Raw genomic sequence first — 16,485 nt, 5'->3', positions numbered from 1 at the left:
GAACAGTGGCGGGTCTGCCAATAGGCAGCCAAAGAGCCGCCAAAACATCTATATCAGTGTCGAGATGACACAGTTACGACCTTTATTTTTTCCGAAATAAAGCATTGCGTCTGCCTCCTTTATGATCTCATCTATGGATTTTTTTGGATCAAACGCGGAGACCCCAAGAGTCATTGTTACTTTCAGTGTAATGGTGTCAAAAGAAATTTCTTGGTGTTCAATTGCATTTCGTACTTTTTCAGCAAGAGAAACGCCGTCTGCTAAATCACAGGATGTGCCTAGGATAAGAAATTCTTCACCACCCCATCTAGAAATACTGTCTTCATTTCTAATATTTTTAGACATTATTTTCGATAGTTGTTTGAGGACGATGTCGCCGCACCCGTGTCCATGAGTGTCATTAATAACTTTAAAATGATCAATATCCCCAAGTATGATTACAAAGCTAGAATCATTTCTTGAACATCTTGAGTATTCCTCTGTAAGTCGTTCATACATTGACCTTCTGTTCCATAAGCCTGTCAAGTAGTCGAGGTATGCTACGTCTTTAAGTTTTCCAAAAGCTTTCTCGACCTTGTCCTTCTCTAGTCGTAAAGACTTTTCTTTAGCTTCTATTGTTTCAACATACGAACTGATCAGTCCGTTAATGTGCTTTTCAAATGCAACAAGAAAAATAAATGAAATTACAAGTATGCAAAAAATAACAATTCCAAGAATTTGAATTTGATTTTTATGCGTCTTTTCCATAGATTGTTGTTCATTAATTATTAAATTATCTACATCATCAAGATAGACGCCGGTTGCAATAACCCAGTTATAAGGTTTGTATAATTTTGCATATGTTAATTTGTGCGAAATTTGATCTGTATTCATTTTTTTAAAGTAATAATCAAAATATAAATCACCGTTGAGCTTCACCCCGTCGAGTTCAGTCTTGTATGGAAAATTTCCATTAATATCTTGTGTTTTCGTTGAAAGTTTAAGCCCTTCTGTATGCGGAAGATTTGGATGGACAAGACGAATTGCATAATCGTCCCCACCGTCATAATTGATTATTTCATTGATCCAGATATAGCCATCGTCTCCAAGTCGGACTGCTCGAATAAGATCTTTGATACGATTTTTTACATTTGTTTCAAAAGTGTCCCTAGAGACAAAGACATATATACTAAAGCCTTCATTCGAAACAACTGTTGCAACAGCAGGATAAAGTTCCCTGTTATTTGCATTTGAAGATACTGTTCTTGCAAATATTTCAGCTGCATTATCCTCTGAAGAACCAACTACTTGTGAATTTTTCGTATCGTAAACTATGAAACTTATGATATTATTTATATCTTTCCTGGTTGAATCCTGAATGCGCTCATTTTGAACATTCAGCAGAGACTCATCGAGGATCGGCCCCTTCCACGCATGTGAGCTAGACAAGAAATTAGAAACTGCGGCACAAATCTCGTTGTATTCTCGAGAAGTGTCTGTCTTTATAAATTCAATTTCTAAAATTGTTCTGTTTACCACATCGTACAAATGACGTTTTTTCTCTGAAATAATGCTTTGAGAAAGTTGCTCAATCTTTGACTGGTACTCTTTTTTCAAATTCAAAAAATAGGGCACACTCATTGACGCTGCAATGAATATTATCGCAACTATACCGCTGAGATAGTAATAAAAACGAATTTTTTGGCGAGCTATTAGTTTCATTTTTTGTTGCTGTTTTCCATAGGCTCAACTGTCCGTGACGGGGCATCCCAATTTGTCCAAATATCCAAACAGTCTGTTACCTAACAGTCCGAATTATTTCTTTCCGTATCGAACATTGCCCACACCTCGCACCTTTTGCAAGTACGAAATGGACGCCTGATTGTATCTCAAGCGTCCTTCAAGATACGTTAAGGCTAACCAGCAACCACGGCTGGCTGGAACTGAATTTTTAGGAAAAGGGGGAGGCGGATTCACAGGGTCCTGGGAATCCAGGTCGCAATTCTGTACGATCTCTACCGTTTTTCGAGTTCTCTTGCCTTGAACTGGTCAAACGAGATCATGATGTGATTGGATGAACGGCCAAATAGCCGTCCCCTATGATCATTTTTTATAATCTTTTTTAAAACTTATTATTTTCTATTTTTTTTAATCATTTCTTCGTAGATGCCTTTGCAGATCATGAACACAAGATGCGGATTGATTGTTAAAATTTCTTCGATTTCAGGTTCAAGCTCAATAATTTTGCGCCAGTTGTCTTTGATTAATCCGTAATTTTCTTTTCCATATTTATTCAGGCGAGGATAAAACTCGTTCTTAATTGCTTCAAGAGTCATGAAATACTGAGACTCAATCGGAGCTTCAAATACTTCTCCAGAATGAATGCAAGTTATCATTTTTGTTTTGGGGTGATTAAATAAGATATGCTTCTTATTTTCCCAGTCTTTTTTTAACTCAGTCGGTGTCACCAAATGAGCTACAGGAAGATAATACATTACAGTGCAATCAAAACAAAAAGTTTTCCAAGAATGTTTGGCTTCAACTTCAAATTCTTTTCCACAAATCCAGCACTTAATAATAACGTTTGGGATCATAGCAATCCCTCCTTAGGAGCTTCATCAAGAAGCTCCTTTTAATTGTTGACACGATTTCACAAAGAGATTTCTGGTAACAAGTTAATAGCTCTTTCTTTTTCTCCCTCCATGTAATGATAATAGGTGTCAGCGGTCATTTTCACCGTTGAATGGCCCATAAGTTTTGAAACTGCTGCTAAATCAGCATTATTTGTTAGCATTGTTGTGGCGAACAAATGACGAAGATCGTACATGCGAATTGGGTAATCAATTCCAGCAAGATCACATGCTGTCTTGAATGACTTTCTGATAGTTGTTACGGATTTTCCTCGAAATTCAATTATGTATTCCGAAGCTGCATGAGCTTTCATCATTTTGAGCTTTTCGAGAAATATTGATTTGACTGGAACGATCCGATAGGTGTTAGTTTTGCTAGCATAAATCTTCACCGTGGATCTTTCGAAATCTACTTGGTGCCACTTCAACGACAGGAGTTCAGACGTTCCAGGTCGTGTTCCCAAGTTAAAGCAGACTTCCATCGCCCACCGTACATGTGGTTCAGCGCAAGCCATGATCCGCTTCATGTCATCCACGGTCAGTTGAACTTCCCGTGGTCTTTCGCGAATTCTTTTCCTCATTTTCATTGGGTTAGAATTCATCAAACCGTTCTGGCAGCCGAAGTTGAAAATCGCATCAAGGTAATCGCAGTATCTGTTGACGGTTACTTTTGACCGTGGTTTGCCTGTCTGGGGACTATCTGCTTGAAAGTGCTTGATGAATGGCAGTATGTGATCGATGTAGGTCATATCATTCACAAGTGTATCCTTACCCAGAAGGGCAAAGAATGAATTCTTCAGCAGGACGGCAACGTTTTTGATGTGCTTCTCGGTTTTCCCAGAGGCCAGGAGATGATCCAGATGCATCCTGGAAAGTCGCCCAAACGTAATTCCTGTTGGACCAGTCTTTCCAATCTCCTCCTCCGGTTCTGATGTTTCTGGAGCAACAATCGCGTTGCCCAGAACCATTCCCGCCTCAACGGTGCATTGACGTGCAGCTTGATCAAACTTTTCAGCTTGCAGCTTCGCATCTTCTCCCCTTCCGAAAGATTTATCCCGCCTTCTCCCTTCTTCGAACCAATAAACGAGCCATCTACCATCACGTTGGTAAACTCCCATAGTTCCTCCATCAATATGAGTTATAAAAAGAATGGGGCTTATTCAGCCCCAGTTTCAAATCGTATGCATCAGGATTTCTTCGACTTCTTCTTCTTTTATCCCAAGATAACGTCGAGTTATCGATGGAGAAGAATGGTTGAGTCTCTTTGCGAGCACCTCCCAGCTTGTTCCGTGGATTTTCCTTTGTTGATAGCAAAAGGTCTTTCTTAATGTATGCGCCCCAACATGTGTTTTAATGTTGAGTTTTCTGCACCAATCTTTGATGTAGTTCATCACAGCATATGTTGTTAATGGAGCATTCTTTCCTTTTCGACTCTTGAACAAATAATGTTCTGGTGTTTTCGGAATATCATTCAGGTAATCCTCAAGTGCGCTGAAAATTTCAGAGTTGATGATTATGACATTGTCTTTTCCTGTCTTTTTCTCCTTGATTGAAATTCTTGATCCAACCTTGCACTCAAGCACGTCGCCTATTTTTAAGGCGAGAATGTCTTGTGCACGTAGGCCGGTGTTGATGCCTAAAATGAACAGCAAACGATCACGAGAATTGTCTTGCAACATTTTTTTGATACGCTTTATGTCTTTCGGTTCTGTTATGGCTTCAACTTTCATGTTTAATCTCCCAATTATTGTTTTCTAAAGAAAACCAAACGAAATCTGACATTCAAAACAAAGCTCAATCACCAAGAATATTCCTGGGACTTCTTATCCGCTTAATATCCTTGAAGATTGAGCTTGTATTTTATCGAATGTAAGTTTTTATGGAAAATCTTACATTTAAAATTGTATATCTTTATAGTTTTGTTGAAAATAACATGACTTCAACTTGCTCAATAAAGGAAAAGAAAAATGCCATGTTTTACCATGGCATGTTAAAGAAGGCTTCATTAGAGCTTTTCAAGGATGATTCGATTATCTTCAGAGTATACAGAGAACTCATCGTCTTCCTTGAATTCAAAATCACCCAAATCGTAATTCTTAAGAATCAGCTTGATTGTTCCATACTTTGTAACCTTCGCCTTAGAAGAACTGTTCATGTAAAGACCAGGAATTTCGTAAAATTGCTTGTCAGAACTAATCAGTTTCAAAACGTACTGCTTCAAAGTTTGCTTGTGCTTGATGTCCAGAATCTTCATGATTTGAACAGCATTGTTTCCGCCTTTAATTGCATCGCGTAACTTTGCTGCGTTGTACTTGCTTTCAATCCTCTTTTTCTTGGTCGTTGCTTCAGCTTTGGATTCGCCCATGATATTTCTCCTTATATGTTGGTGTAGTAAGGATAAATATCTGTATTTTGACCTCAAAAGTGACAGCTTTGAAGACACTTCACTAATCTTGAAGAAGGCTTTTGGGAGAATTCGCACAGAAATGGCCCAAGACGGGCTGTTATGGCGGTGGGTAGGTGTAATCCTCAGATTTTACTTCGGCGGCCCTCAGAATCGAAATATGGACGTCCAGCTTTTCACAGGCTCCTGTAAATTTTGGGCACAAAAAAAGCTCCCTGATCACTCAGAGAGCTGCCGTTATTCAATTCTAACATGACAGCCGCCCATGATTTCCAAGAATGATCCTTTGGAAACCATGGGCCATCGGTAGAATGGTCTGTCACCAGCCAAGCCCCGAATCACAACCGGACGTGCGGTTTTCCCGCATCCGGCTATCCCGAAATAACAACCCCAAAAACAATGTGTTCGAAAGAAAGACTGAATATATGTCGAATTTTGATTAAGCCCAAATTCAGGGGCATCTATAATTACAAAATTTTGATGTGTTTATTATTTGATAGAAAATACTTCTTCATCATCTTAATCGTCAATTTCTTACATTTATCTTTCCGAGGGTTGTTATTTCGGTGTACTCCTTACAAGTACTCAGCCACCCATTAAAAATGGGCTTCCCTTGGTCATTGTCGAATCCATTCAGAATCATCCAGCATATAATCGCTTGCATACATCCGTAAAAGGGATTGGTCTGAACCTTTTCCTGTGTTGAATCATAGATTCAACGACTTCAACTTGCCATGAGTCTCGTCTTATGTATGCGCCACCGTGATGTAGGCTAATTCCTCAGTCTCAGCCCCTCCCCCGTTATCGTTTCCTAAAACGGGTTGGCTGTTCTTCACAAAAAAGAACTTGGTATTTTTTGACTTCCATTCGTTCAGATACGAATGGTCCGCACAACAGCGGCACTTGGACTGGATCAACTGCAAGGCACCCATGACAAATATACTGTCTGTGATGTTTGAAATTGTCTTTCAGATAATGTTTCTGGTCTTTTGATCAAACAAAACGCCAAAACTTCTCATTATATGAAAGAAATATCTGTATCAAACGAATGAAAACTCTTCTCTTGATCAAGAAATGAATGTCAAAATAATATAGATATTTTTGAATCAATCATTGATTTGTTCAGTATTGTCGCGATTCGCCTTCCCCTTTATCGCCAAAAGCTCCGGTTACTTGAACGGCACAAAAGTTATTCAAAATCAAAAGAGTATGATTGTTATCAAAACTTGATTTGAACTTTTCTCAGTCTTCGCAGGTGACGCAGCTAAAGCAGCTAAATTTTCATGTATTTTTTTAATTTTTTTCAAAAATAATAAATAAATTGCTTGTTTTTCACCTTCGATGCCTGCTTCACCTGCGTTGACCATTGAAAAGGGAGGGGGGGGCTGAAGCCAATAATGACCAAGGGAAGGAAAAAATGAAATGCTCAACGAAAAAGGGGCCATTAAGACCCCTTATTTTGTACTTTCGATTAATCTTCAATAATGTAGTCGATGTAGTCTGTTGAATCATTGGTTGTAATGCGTCGAATGAAGTACTTCCTGCCGTTGCTGCCGTTCGATCCTGACATAACCTGAAGATTTGCTTGTTCAAGAATATCTTTGCAATCCTTCAAATTTCTGGACAAAATTGAAGGGTTTGAATTCACCAAATGAGGATCATCGGCTATATCCATAAGCTCGTTTTGAAGATCAATCATAGTTCCTTCCCAAAACTCGTTGTTTTCCATGAATTTGATCACAAGAGAAGCAACAGGGAAACTCTGTAATTTCAAAATACCCTTGGTTCTTAAATTGTTGGTCAAAGCTGTTTCGAATTGTTCTCTGGTGAATCCGAGTGCTTGAGCGGCGGCAATGCCTATTCTCTGGAAGTCTGCAAGTCTAATGTAGTCAGAAACTTCGATATCTCGATATGTTCTCAATGTTTCAACGGCAGCATCAAGGATTCCGCCAATGATCCTCGGCTTTTTTTCCTCAAATGCCTTCATGAGCATTTCTTCAGGAATTGTTTTTCTATCATTTTTGCTTTTTTCAATGACAATACACCTATCAAGAAGATCTGAAGCCGGATTTCCTAAAGAAATTGAGGCAAGAATGATCGGTTTTTTGATACTAAAGGTGAAGTCATCGTCATTGGTGTACTGCTTTCTTTTCGTAAAGTCTGTTCCAGTGAATGCAGCACAAAGCAGGTCAGATATTTCGATGTTAATCTTGGTGAAGTTATCAAAAAAAGGAACGGCGTGATGGTCAATGACCTGGGCCATCTCGCTTGTATTCCGGTACATGAAGTTGCCCCTGGAAACAGGGTCGATCAGTTTTTTGAGGCTCAGCGCCAGGGTAGTTTTTCCCGATCCCTTTTCTCCTACGAACCAAAGGTGGGGACGGGGCATGTTCGTAAACAGACTTGATACCAACCAGGTGCCGATCAGGATTTGCTCATCGGGATTAGTTATAGAAAAGATTGAAAACAGATCATCAAGACTTCCACCAGTTACCGGAGTTGGGATGCTGGTTTGGTGGGTAAACCGTTTGAAGATTACAGGGCTATTCTGAGTGATACTCCATTCTTCCGGTGTAATTTTGATGATGTCATCATTGGTGTTTTGTGTCTCAATGAAAATATCATCACCAAGTCGACCAATCCTATTATAAACCTCTACCTGTTTGCCATTGTTTAGCGCGAGGAGATTAAGGATTGGAATAAGATTTTTAATATCACTTTGTTTCAAGACTTTATAATATGCAGTTTTAAAATATGTTTGTACAAACGCGATGAAGTCTGATGATTCAATGGGCTTCCACTTTTTCTTATTTTGAATTTCTAGTTCGCAATACACAGTTTTATTCTGATCATAGCAATAATTCATCTGCTGAATGATCGTGCAGACATCATTGCTGTTCAACTTCGTAGAAGTTCCGGGTGCCGGCGGCATAATTTGATTAGGGATATGATTGTTATTTGTGTCCATGATTATCCTTGGCTTGACTGCCTATAAATGGGGGGGGCAGTGTTCGGCCCCCGGTTCGTTTGTGAGAAAAAATTCCCAGAGGTCTGTGAAATTTCTCTGGATGTTTAGAGGACAATTCCTTCCGAAATGTGGATGTCGGTTATAATCTGACTCAAATCGTTATAATAGACGGCATTTGCCAGCTCGCGGGAGAGCCCGGCTTTCAGTCCGAGGAAATCATCCATGGTCAAGTCCAGGCGTGCCTTTGTGAATGATTCAAAAACATCCAGATACTTGTAGTCATAGCGGGAGATCGTCCCATTCCGTTTTTGATCGAGGTAGTCCGGGAAGTAGATGATGTCGGTCTTGTTCTGTCCCTGCCGTTCAGGATTCCAAAACCTCACAACCCCTGTAGTTGCATCATCAAGCCATGACTTTGAATCGCATGAAAAGGCTGGACAACCGGCCAGCAAATCAAATTCCGTGATGCCAAACAGATGTACCTTCGCTCCATAATTGTTAAGATAATATACGGCAGGAAACAAATTACTCGGATTCGTTCGGCCTTTACACTGCCCGATAGCAATGTATTCAGGGTTATGTGACAGGTATGCTTCAATTTCACCATTGTTAAGGTTATGAATCACTGGTGCCACATCAATGCCCAGTTCTTCCATATCGAGAAAGTGTTCGTAATTCTTTTCGAATCCATCTGGACCAAATTCAAAATCTGGGCTGAAGATAATTTGATAACGATCTTTATGCTTCTCGCAGTGCTTCTTGAATTTGTGCAAAAGTTGACCTGTCGTCATTCCGATGTTCGAATTCAAGGCTGAAAACGCTCCATTGTCGAGAATAATCGTGCTGATGATTGATTCAAAATTCTTCAAAAACGCTTCATAGTTATTTGGCAAGATCGCCATGCTTACAAGGATATTCAGCCGAATTCCTTCGCATCTTAACATCAATTCCTGCATAAGCCTCTCTGAAGGCGAAGATAAATATACTTTCATTTTAGTATCCTGAAGCCCTCCCGATTTGTCGGGAGGGCTATTCTATGTTACTGCTTCAGTGTTTCTTTAGATGCTGTAAAGTTCTGGCGCAAAGCGGCCAGCGTATTGATAAGGGCATCAAGCTTTTCAAGGTCAAGATTGATCTTGGAAGGGGGGATGGTTAAAGCTTTAGATACGGTCTCACTCAGCTTTGTAATTTCTGCATTGACGTCCCGAATCTTTGGTTTATTGCTCTCGCTGCTTGCTTCAATAGTGATTGGATTGTTGTATTCACTATCTTTGTCGATATACTGGCGATAATCTACGCCGCTATTTTTCATCTCGATCATCTTGTCGATATCCTTCTTGTCAATTGACCTGCCATCTGCCAGTACAGACAAGATGTCGTTCATTGTAATTTCGTCAAGTCCAGATTTTTTAACTCTATAGTGCAAGATCGCTGCTTCACATTTTTCAGTGAAGTCATGAGCCACTCCCGTTGCCATGGTTTGATTGTCAATAGCGTCAATTATATCCTTGATGGGGTCTTCGTCATGAATCATTCCCCTTTTTTCAATTACACCTGCGAGCTTTCCAAGTCTGTCAATTCCAAGATGAAGATATGCTGCTACGTTATTAATTTGAGCAACTTTCGTATACACAGCAAGCGTATTTGGATGGATGTGTTTATCGAATTTTTCACGACGATACTGCAGCCATGCCTTCTTGCTAAGGTTGTTCATAATCACATCTTTTTTGATCAAATTTACAATTATACCAAGCTGCAAACCGACCGTGGCGATAAATTTTTGAGCCTTAGTGATATTGAACTGCGTCTTGTTGTGAACATCGACAAATTTATTGTACTTTTCATCCATGCTCATCTTGGAAACAGACTCATATAGAAGATGCATGGCCTTGACAGGGGTCACTTCCTTGGTCAGTGCTTCGTCGACGCTAGTAGGAATGCCGCCGATGCCGCCTGACCCTCCAATCATCACCTCAATAATTTCACGGTCGTTGTTGCGCAGTTCCTTTTCCAATGCTTCTTTGAAAGGATCAGTGTACGAAGGATGTGAGTCGGGATGAACGTGTGACTCTGATGACGGAGTGTTGCCAGGGCCTCCAGTAGACCCAGGCATGGAGAGGGGCGGGGCAAAAGGGTTCAGAAGGGCTGTAGGGGTGGAAATTTCAGAATCCATAAATACCTCCATAGGGTGGCGCGTCTTCCGGGATGGAAATGTTTGCGCCGTTAATAAACCCTAAAAAGGCAACCACCGTGCCAACAAAGGATGCGGTTATAATATGCAGATATTAAAGGTTTTTTAAGATTGAGGGTTGAGGAGAACCATTCTCTTCGATGGATTTTTGTTTGAATTTCGAAACTTTTCATCTACTTTTCGAAACGTTTTGTTTTTTGAGATTGACCCTTTTTTTCGACCAGCTATGTTGCCAACTTTTTCCTGCGTTGCTTTTCCGTTCCTCAAATGATGAAGGATTGTCTCGAAGTATAACTCCTCGAGGTCGTCCAAGGAAATTTTGTCTATAGGAATTTCTTGGCTTTCAAGATGGTTGATTTCTACTCCGTAAAAATGATCCAGAAAAATGTTGTCTTTGTTAGACGCATGCAAGTCTTTAAGTTGAAACTGCTCTGTAAGATTGATATGTTTTATTTTTGTTAAAAATTTAAGTGATTCGCAAAGACCTATTCGAAGGCACTCAGTCCATGTATAGCTGAGTTCTATGTCCGATTCATAAAATTCAAAACATGATTTTGAGTAGAGTGCTAAAATCATTTTTTTGTTTTTTAACAATTCTTTTTTCGTTTCATTGTCATAATTATGCTTATTTGGGTGTCCATTGCTCAGCGCATAGTCAAAAATTTTATCGGGGACATCTTTGTCGACATTGTCCGTTAGCAATATGAATGAATATAATCCATATATGTGAAAATGAAAGTAAAAATCATTATTGTAAGAATATATGTACAGAAGTGTCTTTTTTAAATCGTTAGAAATTTCTTTGCTAAAAGGAATGTCGTTTCTTTTTAATATTTCAAGGATGCCAGTCTGACCTCTCCGCTTTTCTATTTCCTTGCTTGTATGTTCTTTCATGTCAAAAATATCGTAGTTTGACTCTACATCTTGAAAGAACAATTTGCAAAAAATCAAAAAACCAGAATAGATAGTATTAATTTCAAGTATCTTTGAGCTTAAAAAATATTCTCCATACGTTTTCGATGATTTCGTAATTAACTCTTCAAATTCAAAATCCTTTCCAAAACCTTCTTTGTCATCATTCAAGCTAAGACCACTCGATAGCCAACACATTTCAAGATTTTCTATGTCGACTTCACTAGTGGCAAGTTTTTCTTTAAATATTTCTATATTGTTTAAATTTAAGTCTGTAAAATTTTTTTGTAATGAAAAGAATACACGTTGATCATAACAATCGATTTTTAAATTTTCTGTTAAAAAATTTGTGTTAAGACTATGTATTTCATTAAATATATATGATGCGTTTTGAATCAGTCCGCTACATACTTTTTCGATCTCCCGAACATTACCTGGCCAATTATAGGCCAACAGGCTAAATAGCATTTTGGGACTAAGAATATGTAAAATTCTTTCATTAAAGAATTTCATATAGTAAAGGATGTCAATTCTTCGCTTATGAATTGCTGGTATGGAAACACTGTCAAACCTGTACCATAAGTCATCCCTAAATTTTGTTTTTTGTACATTTGTTGTTGCGAGTATTTGGCACTCGAGTTTTATTGGCGTGACTGAGCCTAGTTTAGAGAAAATTCTGCTTTCTATTGCCAACAACAATTTTGCTTGCAGATGTTTTGGCATTTCTCCCATTTCTTCTAAAACGATTATTCCGTCCTTTACAGATTCAAAATATCCAATTTTATTTTTATCTGCTCCTGTAAATGCACCCTTAGTGTGTCCAAACAAAAGAGAATCAATTAGTGCCGAGGGTAATGCTGCACAATTTATATATGCGATATTAGGAGTTTTGCCTTTTATGTTTGTATATATAAATGCATAGTAGTCGACAAACATGCTTTTTCCTGTTCCTGTTGGCCCATGTATAAGCAATGGTCGACTGTCATTGTTAATATTGTTGATGCATTGAATTTCAAATCTTTTGATTGTCTCCTCAAGCCCTGGAGGGATGAGCCATGTATTTCTTGGTTTCCAGGGCAATCCATATTCTGTATCTTTGTTTTGAGTGACCATATTATGCTCTTGAAATAGTACTGTTTTGTTCAAAAATCAGGTTTTTTAGATTCATACAATGGATCATGAAATATCAGCAACCATTGGCTCTACCAATACGCATGGTTTAGAAACGGGCCTGTGGGTAAAATCAAATGACTAATGTTCCAGGCAACTGGTAAACAAAAAATGGTGTTTCGGTGCATGTATTCCCAGCACCTAATAACGATACGTTTGATGCGTTCAACGGCATCAATTTTTTCTTTGGTCTGTGAATTTTTCTGGTTCATGCCCATATCCTGCTAGTAGCAAGGAAAATAGGGGTTTGCCAAGTTGGCAAGCATCAAATCGATGAAATTTGAGTGGATTCAGAAAAGGTGATCCGGAATTCACGGGTGTCTGTGAATTTGAGACGGGAAAAATAAGACCAAAATGGCCAGTTTAGTGAAACTGGCTGAAATTTCGACTAATTTTACGATTCCGGTGGGGTCGTGGGAGATTTTTGGTCTTTGTTGGATTCTGATTGGTCCTGGCAGCTAGCACCGCAACGGTATTGTCTTGCTATTTCCATTGAAGGGGCTGTTTTTAGGTGTGGATGTCTCAAAACCGTAGGTTTTGACTTTTGGTTTTACCACTTATGGGGATAAATCAGCTATGATGTCACTGAAAATTACCACAATGAAGAATTGTTCGAAGGTGCAGATTAAAGAAGGGTTCAAAAAATCCCCCAATGGGGCGTCTGATCTGGAATATTCGCCAGATTGTCTTTGTAATACGGTCTATGTCTATCCCTGGATTAGTTGAAGCGCCATTTCTGGCAGGGCGTTGGCCTGAGCCAGCATAGCCGTTGCCGATTGTGTCAGGATCTGGCTTTTCACGAACTCTGTCATTTCCGTAGCCATGTCGGCGTCAGAGATGCGGGATTCAGCGGCCTGAAGGTTTTCTGCCTGAATCTCAAGGTTGGTGATGGTGTTCTCAAGGCGGTTTTGGGTAGCGCCAAGGGATGCTCGAATTTTGTCCTTATAAATAATTGCTTCTGTAATTTTATCCAGTGATTTTTGTGCTGATTCTTGTGTCGATATTTCAACATCATTAATCTGCATTCCTATTGTTGACGCGTCATATATTTTTATATGATATGAGTCGTTTTCTGTGTTTAATTTTCCAAAATGAATATTTATTTCTGTGCTAGCAGATAGTGAATCTCCTATTCCAGTATATAAAGCTCTTATTTCTTCGTCGTTAAGCCCTCTTGCGTATATTCTGACGTCATCAATTTTTCCATTCCAAAAAGATTCGTAGAATCCTCCTGTTCCTATATCCATCCTGCTTGATGAAAAGCTAAGTGTACCAGATACATCTCTTTCTGCAACAAGATTTCCGTCGTAGTAAATTCTTGATGTCGTTCCGTTGTTCGTGCCAACAATGTGGTGCCATTCATTGAATGTGACTAGGTCGCTGGACGTAGCTAGTCTGTCAGGTGGGAAACTTGAAAAAGCATCAAACATGATTGACTGGTATCCTCCAGGCCCAGTAGCATCTCCAACTTCGAGTTGAAATCCGAATGGGCCATTTACAATTTGATCATTATGCCCCTGTGATAATTGTTGTACCCATGCACTAATTGTTATTGCGGAATAATCCATGCTAAAGTTATTTACTTCAATTCCACTGTCAATTCCATTGAATAAATATGCGCTATCTGGATTATTAAATCTATCAGTTGTGAGTGTCGCGTTTACAACATTTGTTGGAAAGCCGTTCGATCCTGAATCGTCAGCATTTCCATTGAATTTTCCCCAAAAATGTAAATTACTGTTGAGATCAACACCGTTGACAAATAAGCTCCCCAGAGTCGGATTTTGTACTAGTGGGTTTGTATTATCGTTTATTGAAAGTAATTTTATTCCATTAAATTCTGTCGACGCTGCAATTCTTTCAATTTCTGCCTTCATTGCCTGAAATTCATCGTTGATGATTGCACGCTGGTCGGCGTTATAGGTTCCTGTCGCGGCTTGGGTAGCCAGTTCCTTCATACGGATCAGCTTTTCGTCGATAACCTGGAGTGCTCCATCCGCCACCTGGATCATCGAAATAGCGTCGTTGGCGTTTCGAATTCCCTGGCCGAGGCTTGCAATATCTGCCCTCATAATTTCACGAACTGCTAATCCGGCGGCATCATCCGCAGCAGTGCCGATTCGCAGCCCTGATGATAGTCTTCGGGTTGAAACCCCGAGGCTCCCATAGTGGGTAGATAAATTCCTGGCTGTGTTGATCGCCATCAAATTATGATTGATTGTCAGTGACATACAGCAAGTTCCATTGATTTTATGCTGATCTGTTTTTATGATGCGTTTTTTTCCTTTGGCTCACAGGAAACCTTTGTGGCCAAGCGGATGCGTCAAAAAACGCACTATAGCTGCTATTTTAGAGCAAAAAGTAAACCATGGTTGCTTAAAAGAAATTTTTACTGGGCATAAGCTATCCAAAAAGGATGGTCTTATGGTCAATCTTCTTGAATTATTTGGGAAAAGAATTCGAGGACTCAGACGCGCGAAGGAGTTGACCCAGGAGCAGCTGGCGGAAATTGCCGGGATATCCCTGCAGAATATGGGAGAGATCGAACGAGGCAAGGGGAATCCGACCTTGGTTACTGTGGAAAAACTTTCCGCCGCCTTGGATGAAGATCTATCCAGCATCTTTGATTTCGGTAGTTCTGTCCTGACGAAAGAAAAAGCCGTTCAAGAATTGGAGGACCTGCTTTCAGGTGCGACCAGAGAACAGGCCCAGGCAATTCTTGTCGTGGCTCAGATTATTCTTCAGGAGAAGTAGTCTGTTCCGGCGGGGTAGACCTAACCATCAGCCCTAGCCGTTCACGGAACCTCGCCGTTAAAACCATGCCTATCTCTGAACAAGCATAGACAAGCCTTTCCTCCCTTCCATCAACAGAACCCATCAACAAAAACAAATCTTCCAAAGAACGCAGACAACCAACCAAATCATCATAGCAAGAAAGCTTATCAAAATTTTGATTGGTCATTTTAATCATCCTCTGGAAGCATAATCGTCATTACTGGTTCTCGATCATCTCCTGGGCCAACATGAGCAATGATTGTTGGTCTGTCATATCCGCCTGATTCATTCAGAAACAAAACTTCGAAATATACTCGGTCAGAATCTTTGCTGTTTTGAGCAGCAAGATATGTCATCCAAAGAAGATCATGAAGACGACCCTCGAAGGATTGCCCCATATTTTTTAATTTTTCTGATGGTTCAAGGTATCTACCTAGGAGTGTTGCAGTAACAGCCGTAGGAAGGCGGAAGCCCCTTTGGGAAGCAAAGGCGGTGATGTCTATTAATACGCCGTCTGCAATTGCTTCATTTCTGCTGTAGCTGCTGATCAGCACCCATTCTTCGTCCATGTTGTCCTCCAATGATAAAAAGTGGTGAGATTTCGGAGAGATAATCTGGCTCATGGGGAAGGGTCACGGTGTCCAAGGGAAAAATCCCAGGACCCTGGAAATCGTACATTCCGAGTCTCCTGAGATTTTGGAGCCTGGGACTGCCCAATCATGGGAAACGGGGGGATCGGCCCAGGAAGGGGCTGTTTTGTCCCAAGGAGGGGGCTGGACGATGGTGCCGAAGTATTCAGACCCTAGTTCTAGGGCATGAATGATTGAAGTTTAAAACCAGAATTTTCATCATCTTCAAATCGATGATTTTATTATGAAGATAATCTGGTCAAGAGCCTGCTTGCCATGTCATCTGTTAATATGTATATTTGATAATGCGTAGTAATTGAAGCTAAAAATTCAAACATGAAGTGATGGAGGTTTGACATGGCTAAGGACACTCAAAAAAAAGAAGACAAAAAAAAGAAAATTGAAGAGATTGGAATAAAATTGCTTAAATTTGCACAGGAGAATTCGTCTGACAAAAAAGAGATCGATGTTTCCAGAGCAAAAAAAGAATTTAAGTGTTTTAGGAATGTCATACTTGAAGCATACGCGTTCGGACCAGTAGAACTCAAAGAGTACAAGATCATTGAAGGCAAGTCGCCTTCGCCATTAAAAGAAGTTGAGCCTCCATGCTTAAGTGGCAAGGGAACGATTACCATTAAGAAGTATTATGTTGACGAGTACAACGAGAAGTACTCAAACAATCAAATTAAACGTGAAAGTCCACTTGATGTAGCTTTCGAGGATGGAAAGATAATTCTTTCAAAAAAGTAGTTGTAGTTAATCAATTTTTAATAGTGCTGGGCTCCTTGTTGCTGTAGGCTGATTACAAATCGGGCTTGGTGGAATTC

General features: G+C 39.8%; 16 protein-coding genes and 1 pseudogene. 2 read left to right on the top strand and 15 right to left on the bottom strand.

Annotation, left to right across the window (positions count from 1 at the left end):
• Positions 1-48: 48 nt before the first annotated feature.
• From ACYQ3G_RS18160 to ACYQ3G_RS18100, 13 genes and pseudogenes are all read right to left on the bottom strand, one after another.
• Positions 49-1,701, bottom strand: coding sequence for a diguanylate cyclase (locus tag ACYQ3G_RS18160; RefSeq protein ID WP_459821203.1), 1,653 nt, complete (start codon positions 1,699-1,701; stop codon positions 49-51).
• A 410-nt stretch (positions 1,702-2,111) separates the two neighbouring features.
• Positions 2,112-2,573, bottom strand: a complete 462-nt coding sequence (locus tag ACYQ3G_RS18155; protein ID WP_459821201.1) for a hypothetical protein — start codon at positions 2,571-2,573, stop codon at positions 2,112-2,114.
• A gap of 56 nt (positions 2,574-2,629) precedes the next feature.
• Positions 2,630-3,727: a tyrosine-type recombinase/integrase gene (locus tag ACYQ3G_RS18150; protein WP_459821199.1), complete on the bottom strand. Its 1,098-nt coding sequence runs from the start codon at positions 3,725-3,727 to the stop codon at positions 2,630-2,632.
• Positions 3,728-3,781: 54 nt separating this feature from the next.
• On the bottom strand, positions 3,782-4,339 hold the full coding sequence (locus tag ACYQ3G_RS18145; RefSeq protein WP_459821197.1) for a tyrosine-type recombinase/integrase: 558 nt from the start codon (positions 4,337-4,339) through the stop codon (positions 3,782-3,784).
• A 275-nt stretch (positions 4,340-4,614) separates the two neighbouring features.
• Entirely contained in the window at positions 4,615-4,974 is a 360-nt protein-coding gene (locus tag ACYQ3G_RS18140) for a hypothetical protein (RefSeq protein WP_459821195.1), read from the bottom strand.
• Positions 4,975-6,212: 1,238 nt separating this feature from the next.
• On the bottom strand, positions 6,213-6,458 hold the full coding sequence (locus ACYQ3G_RS18135; RefSeq protein ID WP_459821193.1) for a hypothetical protein: 246 nt from the start codon (positions 6,456-6,458) through the stop codon (positions 6,213-6,215).
• Positions 6,459-6,484: 26 nt separating this feature from the next.
• Positions 6,485-7,981: a hypothetical protein gene (locus ACYQ3G_RS18130; RefSeq protein WP_459821191.1), complete on the bottom strand. Its 1,497-nt coding sequence runs from the start codon at positions 7,979-7,981 to the stop codon at positions 6,485-6,487.
• A 104-nt stretch (positions 7,982-8,085) separates the two neighbouring features.
• A complete protein-coding gene (locus ACYQ3G_RS18125; protein ID WP_459821189.1) occupies positions 8,086-8,973 on the bottom strand; it encodes a hypothetical protein in 888 nt (295 codons plus the stop codon).
• 47 nt (positions 8,974-9,020) lie between these two features.
• On the bottom strand, positions 9,021-10,154 hold the full coding sequence (locus tag ACYQ3G_RS18120) for a hypothetical protein (protein ID WP_459821187.1): 1,134 nt from the start codon (positions 10,152-10,154) through the stop codon (positions 9,021-9,023).
• 123 nt (positions 10,155-10,277) lie between these two features.
• Complete coding sequence (locus ACYQ3G_RS18115; RefSeq protein ID WP_459821185.1) at positions 10,278-12,197, bottom strand: sigma 54-interacting transcriptional regulator; 1,920 nt, start codon at positions 12,195-12,197, stop codon at positions 10,278-10,280.
• Between the two features lie 89 nt (positions 12,198-12,286).
• Complete coding sequence (locus ACYQ3G_RS18110) at positions 12,287-12,466, bottom strand: hypothetical protein (protein WP_459821183.1); 180 nt, start codon at positions 12,464-12,466, stop codon at positions 12,287-12,289.
• Between the two features lie 495 nt (positions 12,467-12,961).
• Entirely contained in the window at positions 12,962-13,855 is an 894-nt protein-coding gene (locus ACYQ3G_RS18105; protein WP_459824147.1) for a LamG domain-containing protein, read from the bottom strand.
• 207 nt (positions 13,856-14,062) lie between these two features.
• Positions 14,063-14,485, bottom strand: a pseudogene (locus tag ACYQ3G_RS18100) (flagellin N-terminal helical domain-containing protein); the annotation flags it as partial.
• 193 nt (positions 14,486-14,678) lie between these two features.
• On the opposite strand from ACYQ3G_RS18100, the gene ACYQ3G_RS18095 reads away from it, so the two are divergent.
• Positions 14,679-15,008 carry a helix-turn-helix domain-containing protein gene (locus ACYQ3G_RS18095; protein WP_459821181.1) on the top strand — a complete coding sequence of 110 codons (330 nt, stop codon included), beginning with the start codon at positions 14,679-14,681 and terminating at the stop codon, positions 15,006-15,008.
• On the opposite strand, the gene ACYQ3G_RS18090 is transcribed toward ACYQ3G_RS18095, so the two are convergent.
• Together ACYQ3G_RS18090 and ACYQ3G_RS18085 are read right to left on the bottom strand one after the other, a co-directional pair.
• Entirely contained in the window at positions 14,989-15,216 is a 228-nt protein-coding gene (locus tag ACYQ3G_RS18090) for a hypothetical protein (protein WP_459821179.1), read from the bottom strand. The genes ACYQ3G_RS18095 and ACYQ3G_RS18090 overlap by 20 nt on opposite strands.
• A 1-nt stretch (position 15,217) precedes the next feature.
• Entirely contained in the window at positions 15,218-15,598 is a 381-nt protein-coding gene (locus tag ACYQ3G_RS18085) for a DUF6573 family protein (protein ID WP_459821177.1), read from the bottom strand.
• A gap of 417 nt (positions 15,599-16,015) precedes the next feature.
• Here ACYQ3G_RS18085 and ACYQ3G_RS18080 point away from each other — a divergent pair, with 417 nt between their 5' ends.
• Positions 16,016-16,408 (top strand): hypothetical protein, encoded by a 393-nt coding sequence (locus ACYQ3G_RS18080; RefSeq protein WP_459821175.1) that lies wholly within the window; start codon positions 16,016-16,018, stop codon positions 16,406-16,408.
• The last annotated feature ends 77 nt before the right edge of the window (positions 16,409-16,485 follow it).

This window comes from Desulfomicrobium salsuginis (assembly GCF_054657795.1).
Note: the sequence above shows the minus strand (reverse complement) of the source record. Positions and strands in the feature narration are given on the sequence as shown.

Bases quoted from the DNA above. Each gene is read 5' to 3' on its own strand.
- ACYQ3G_RS18160 (WP_459821203.1), bottom strand. From the start codon at position 1,701: ATGAAACTAATAGCTCGCCAAAAAATTCGTTTTTATTACTATCTCAGC.
- ACYQ3G_RS18155 (WP_459821201.1), bottom strand. From the start codon at position 2,573: ATGATCCCAAACGTTATTATTAAGTGCTGGATTTGTGGAAAAGAATTT.
- ACYQ3G_RS18150 (WP_459821199.1), bottom strand. From the start codon at position 3,727: ATGGGAGTTTACCAACGTGATGGTAGATGGCTCGTTTATTGGTTCGAA.
- ACYQ3G_RS18145 (WP_459821197.1), bottom strand. From the start codon at position 4,339: ATGAAAGTTGAAGCCATAACAGAACCGAAAGACATAAAGCGTATCAAA.
- ACYQ3G_RS18140 (WP_459821195.1), bottom strand. From the start codon at position 4,974: ATGGGCGAATCCAAAGCTGAAGCAACGACCAAGAAAAAGAGGATTGAA.
- ACYQ3G_RS18135 (WP_459821193.1), bottom strand. From the start codon at position 6,458: ATGGCCCCTTTTTCGTTGAGCATTTCATTTTTTCCTTCCCTTGGTCAT.
- ACYQ3G_RS18130 (WP_459821191.1), bottom strand. From the start codon at position 7,981: ATGGACACAAATAACAATCATATCCCTAATCAAATTATGCCGCCGGCA.
- ACYQ3G_RS18125 (WP_459821189.1), bottom strand. From the start codon at position 8,973: ATGAAAGTATATTTATCTTCGCCTTCAGAGAGGCTTATGCAGGAATTG.
- ACYQ3G_RS18120 (WP_459821187.1), bottom strand. From the start codon at position 10,154: ATGGATTCTGAAATTTCCACCCCTACAGCCCTTCTGAACCCTTTTGCC.
- ACYQ3G_RS18115 (WP_459821185.1), bottom strand. From the start codon at position 12,197: ATGGTCACTCAAAACAAAGATACAGAATATGGATTGCCCTGGAAACCA.
- ACYQ3G_RS18110 (WP_459821183.1), bottom strand. From the start codon at position 12,466: ATGAACCAGAAAAATTCACAGACCAAAGAAAAAATTGATGCCGTTGAA.
- ACYQ3G_RS18095 (WP_459821181.1), top strand. From the start codon at position 14,679: ATGGTCAATCTTCTTGAATTATTTGGGAAAAGAATTCGAGGACTCAGA.
- ACYQ3G_RS18090 (WP_459821179.1), bottom strand. From the start codon at position 15,216: ATGACCAATCAAAATTTTGATAAGCTTTCTTGCTATGATGATTTGGTT.
- ACYQ3G_RS18085 (WP_459821177.1), bottom strand. From the start codon at position 15,598: ATGGACGAAGAATGGGTGCTGATCAGCAGCTACAGCAGAAATGAAGCA.
- ACYQ3G_RS18080 (WP_459821175.1), top strand. From the start codon at position 16,016: ATGGCTAAGGACACTCAAAAAAAAGAAGACAAAAAAAAGAAAATTGAA.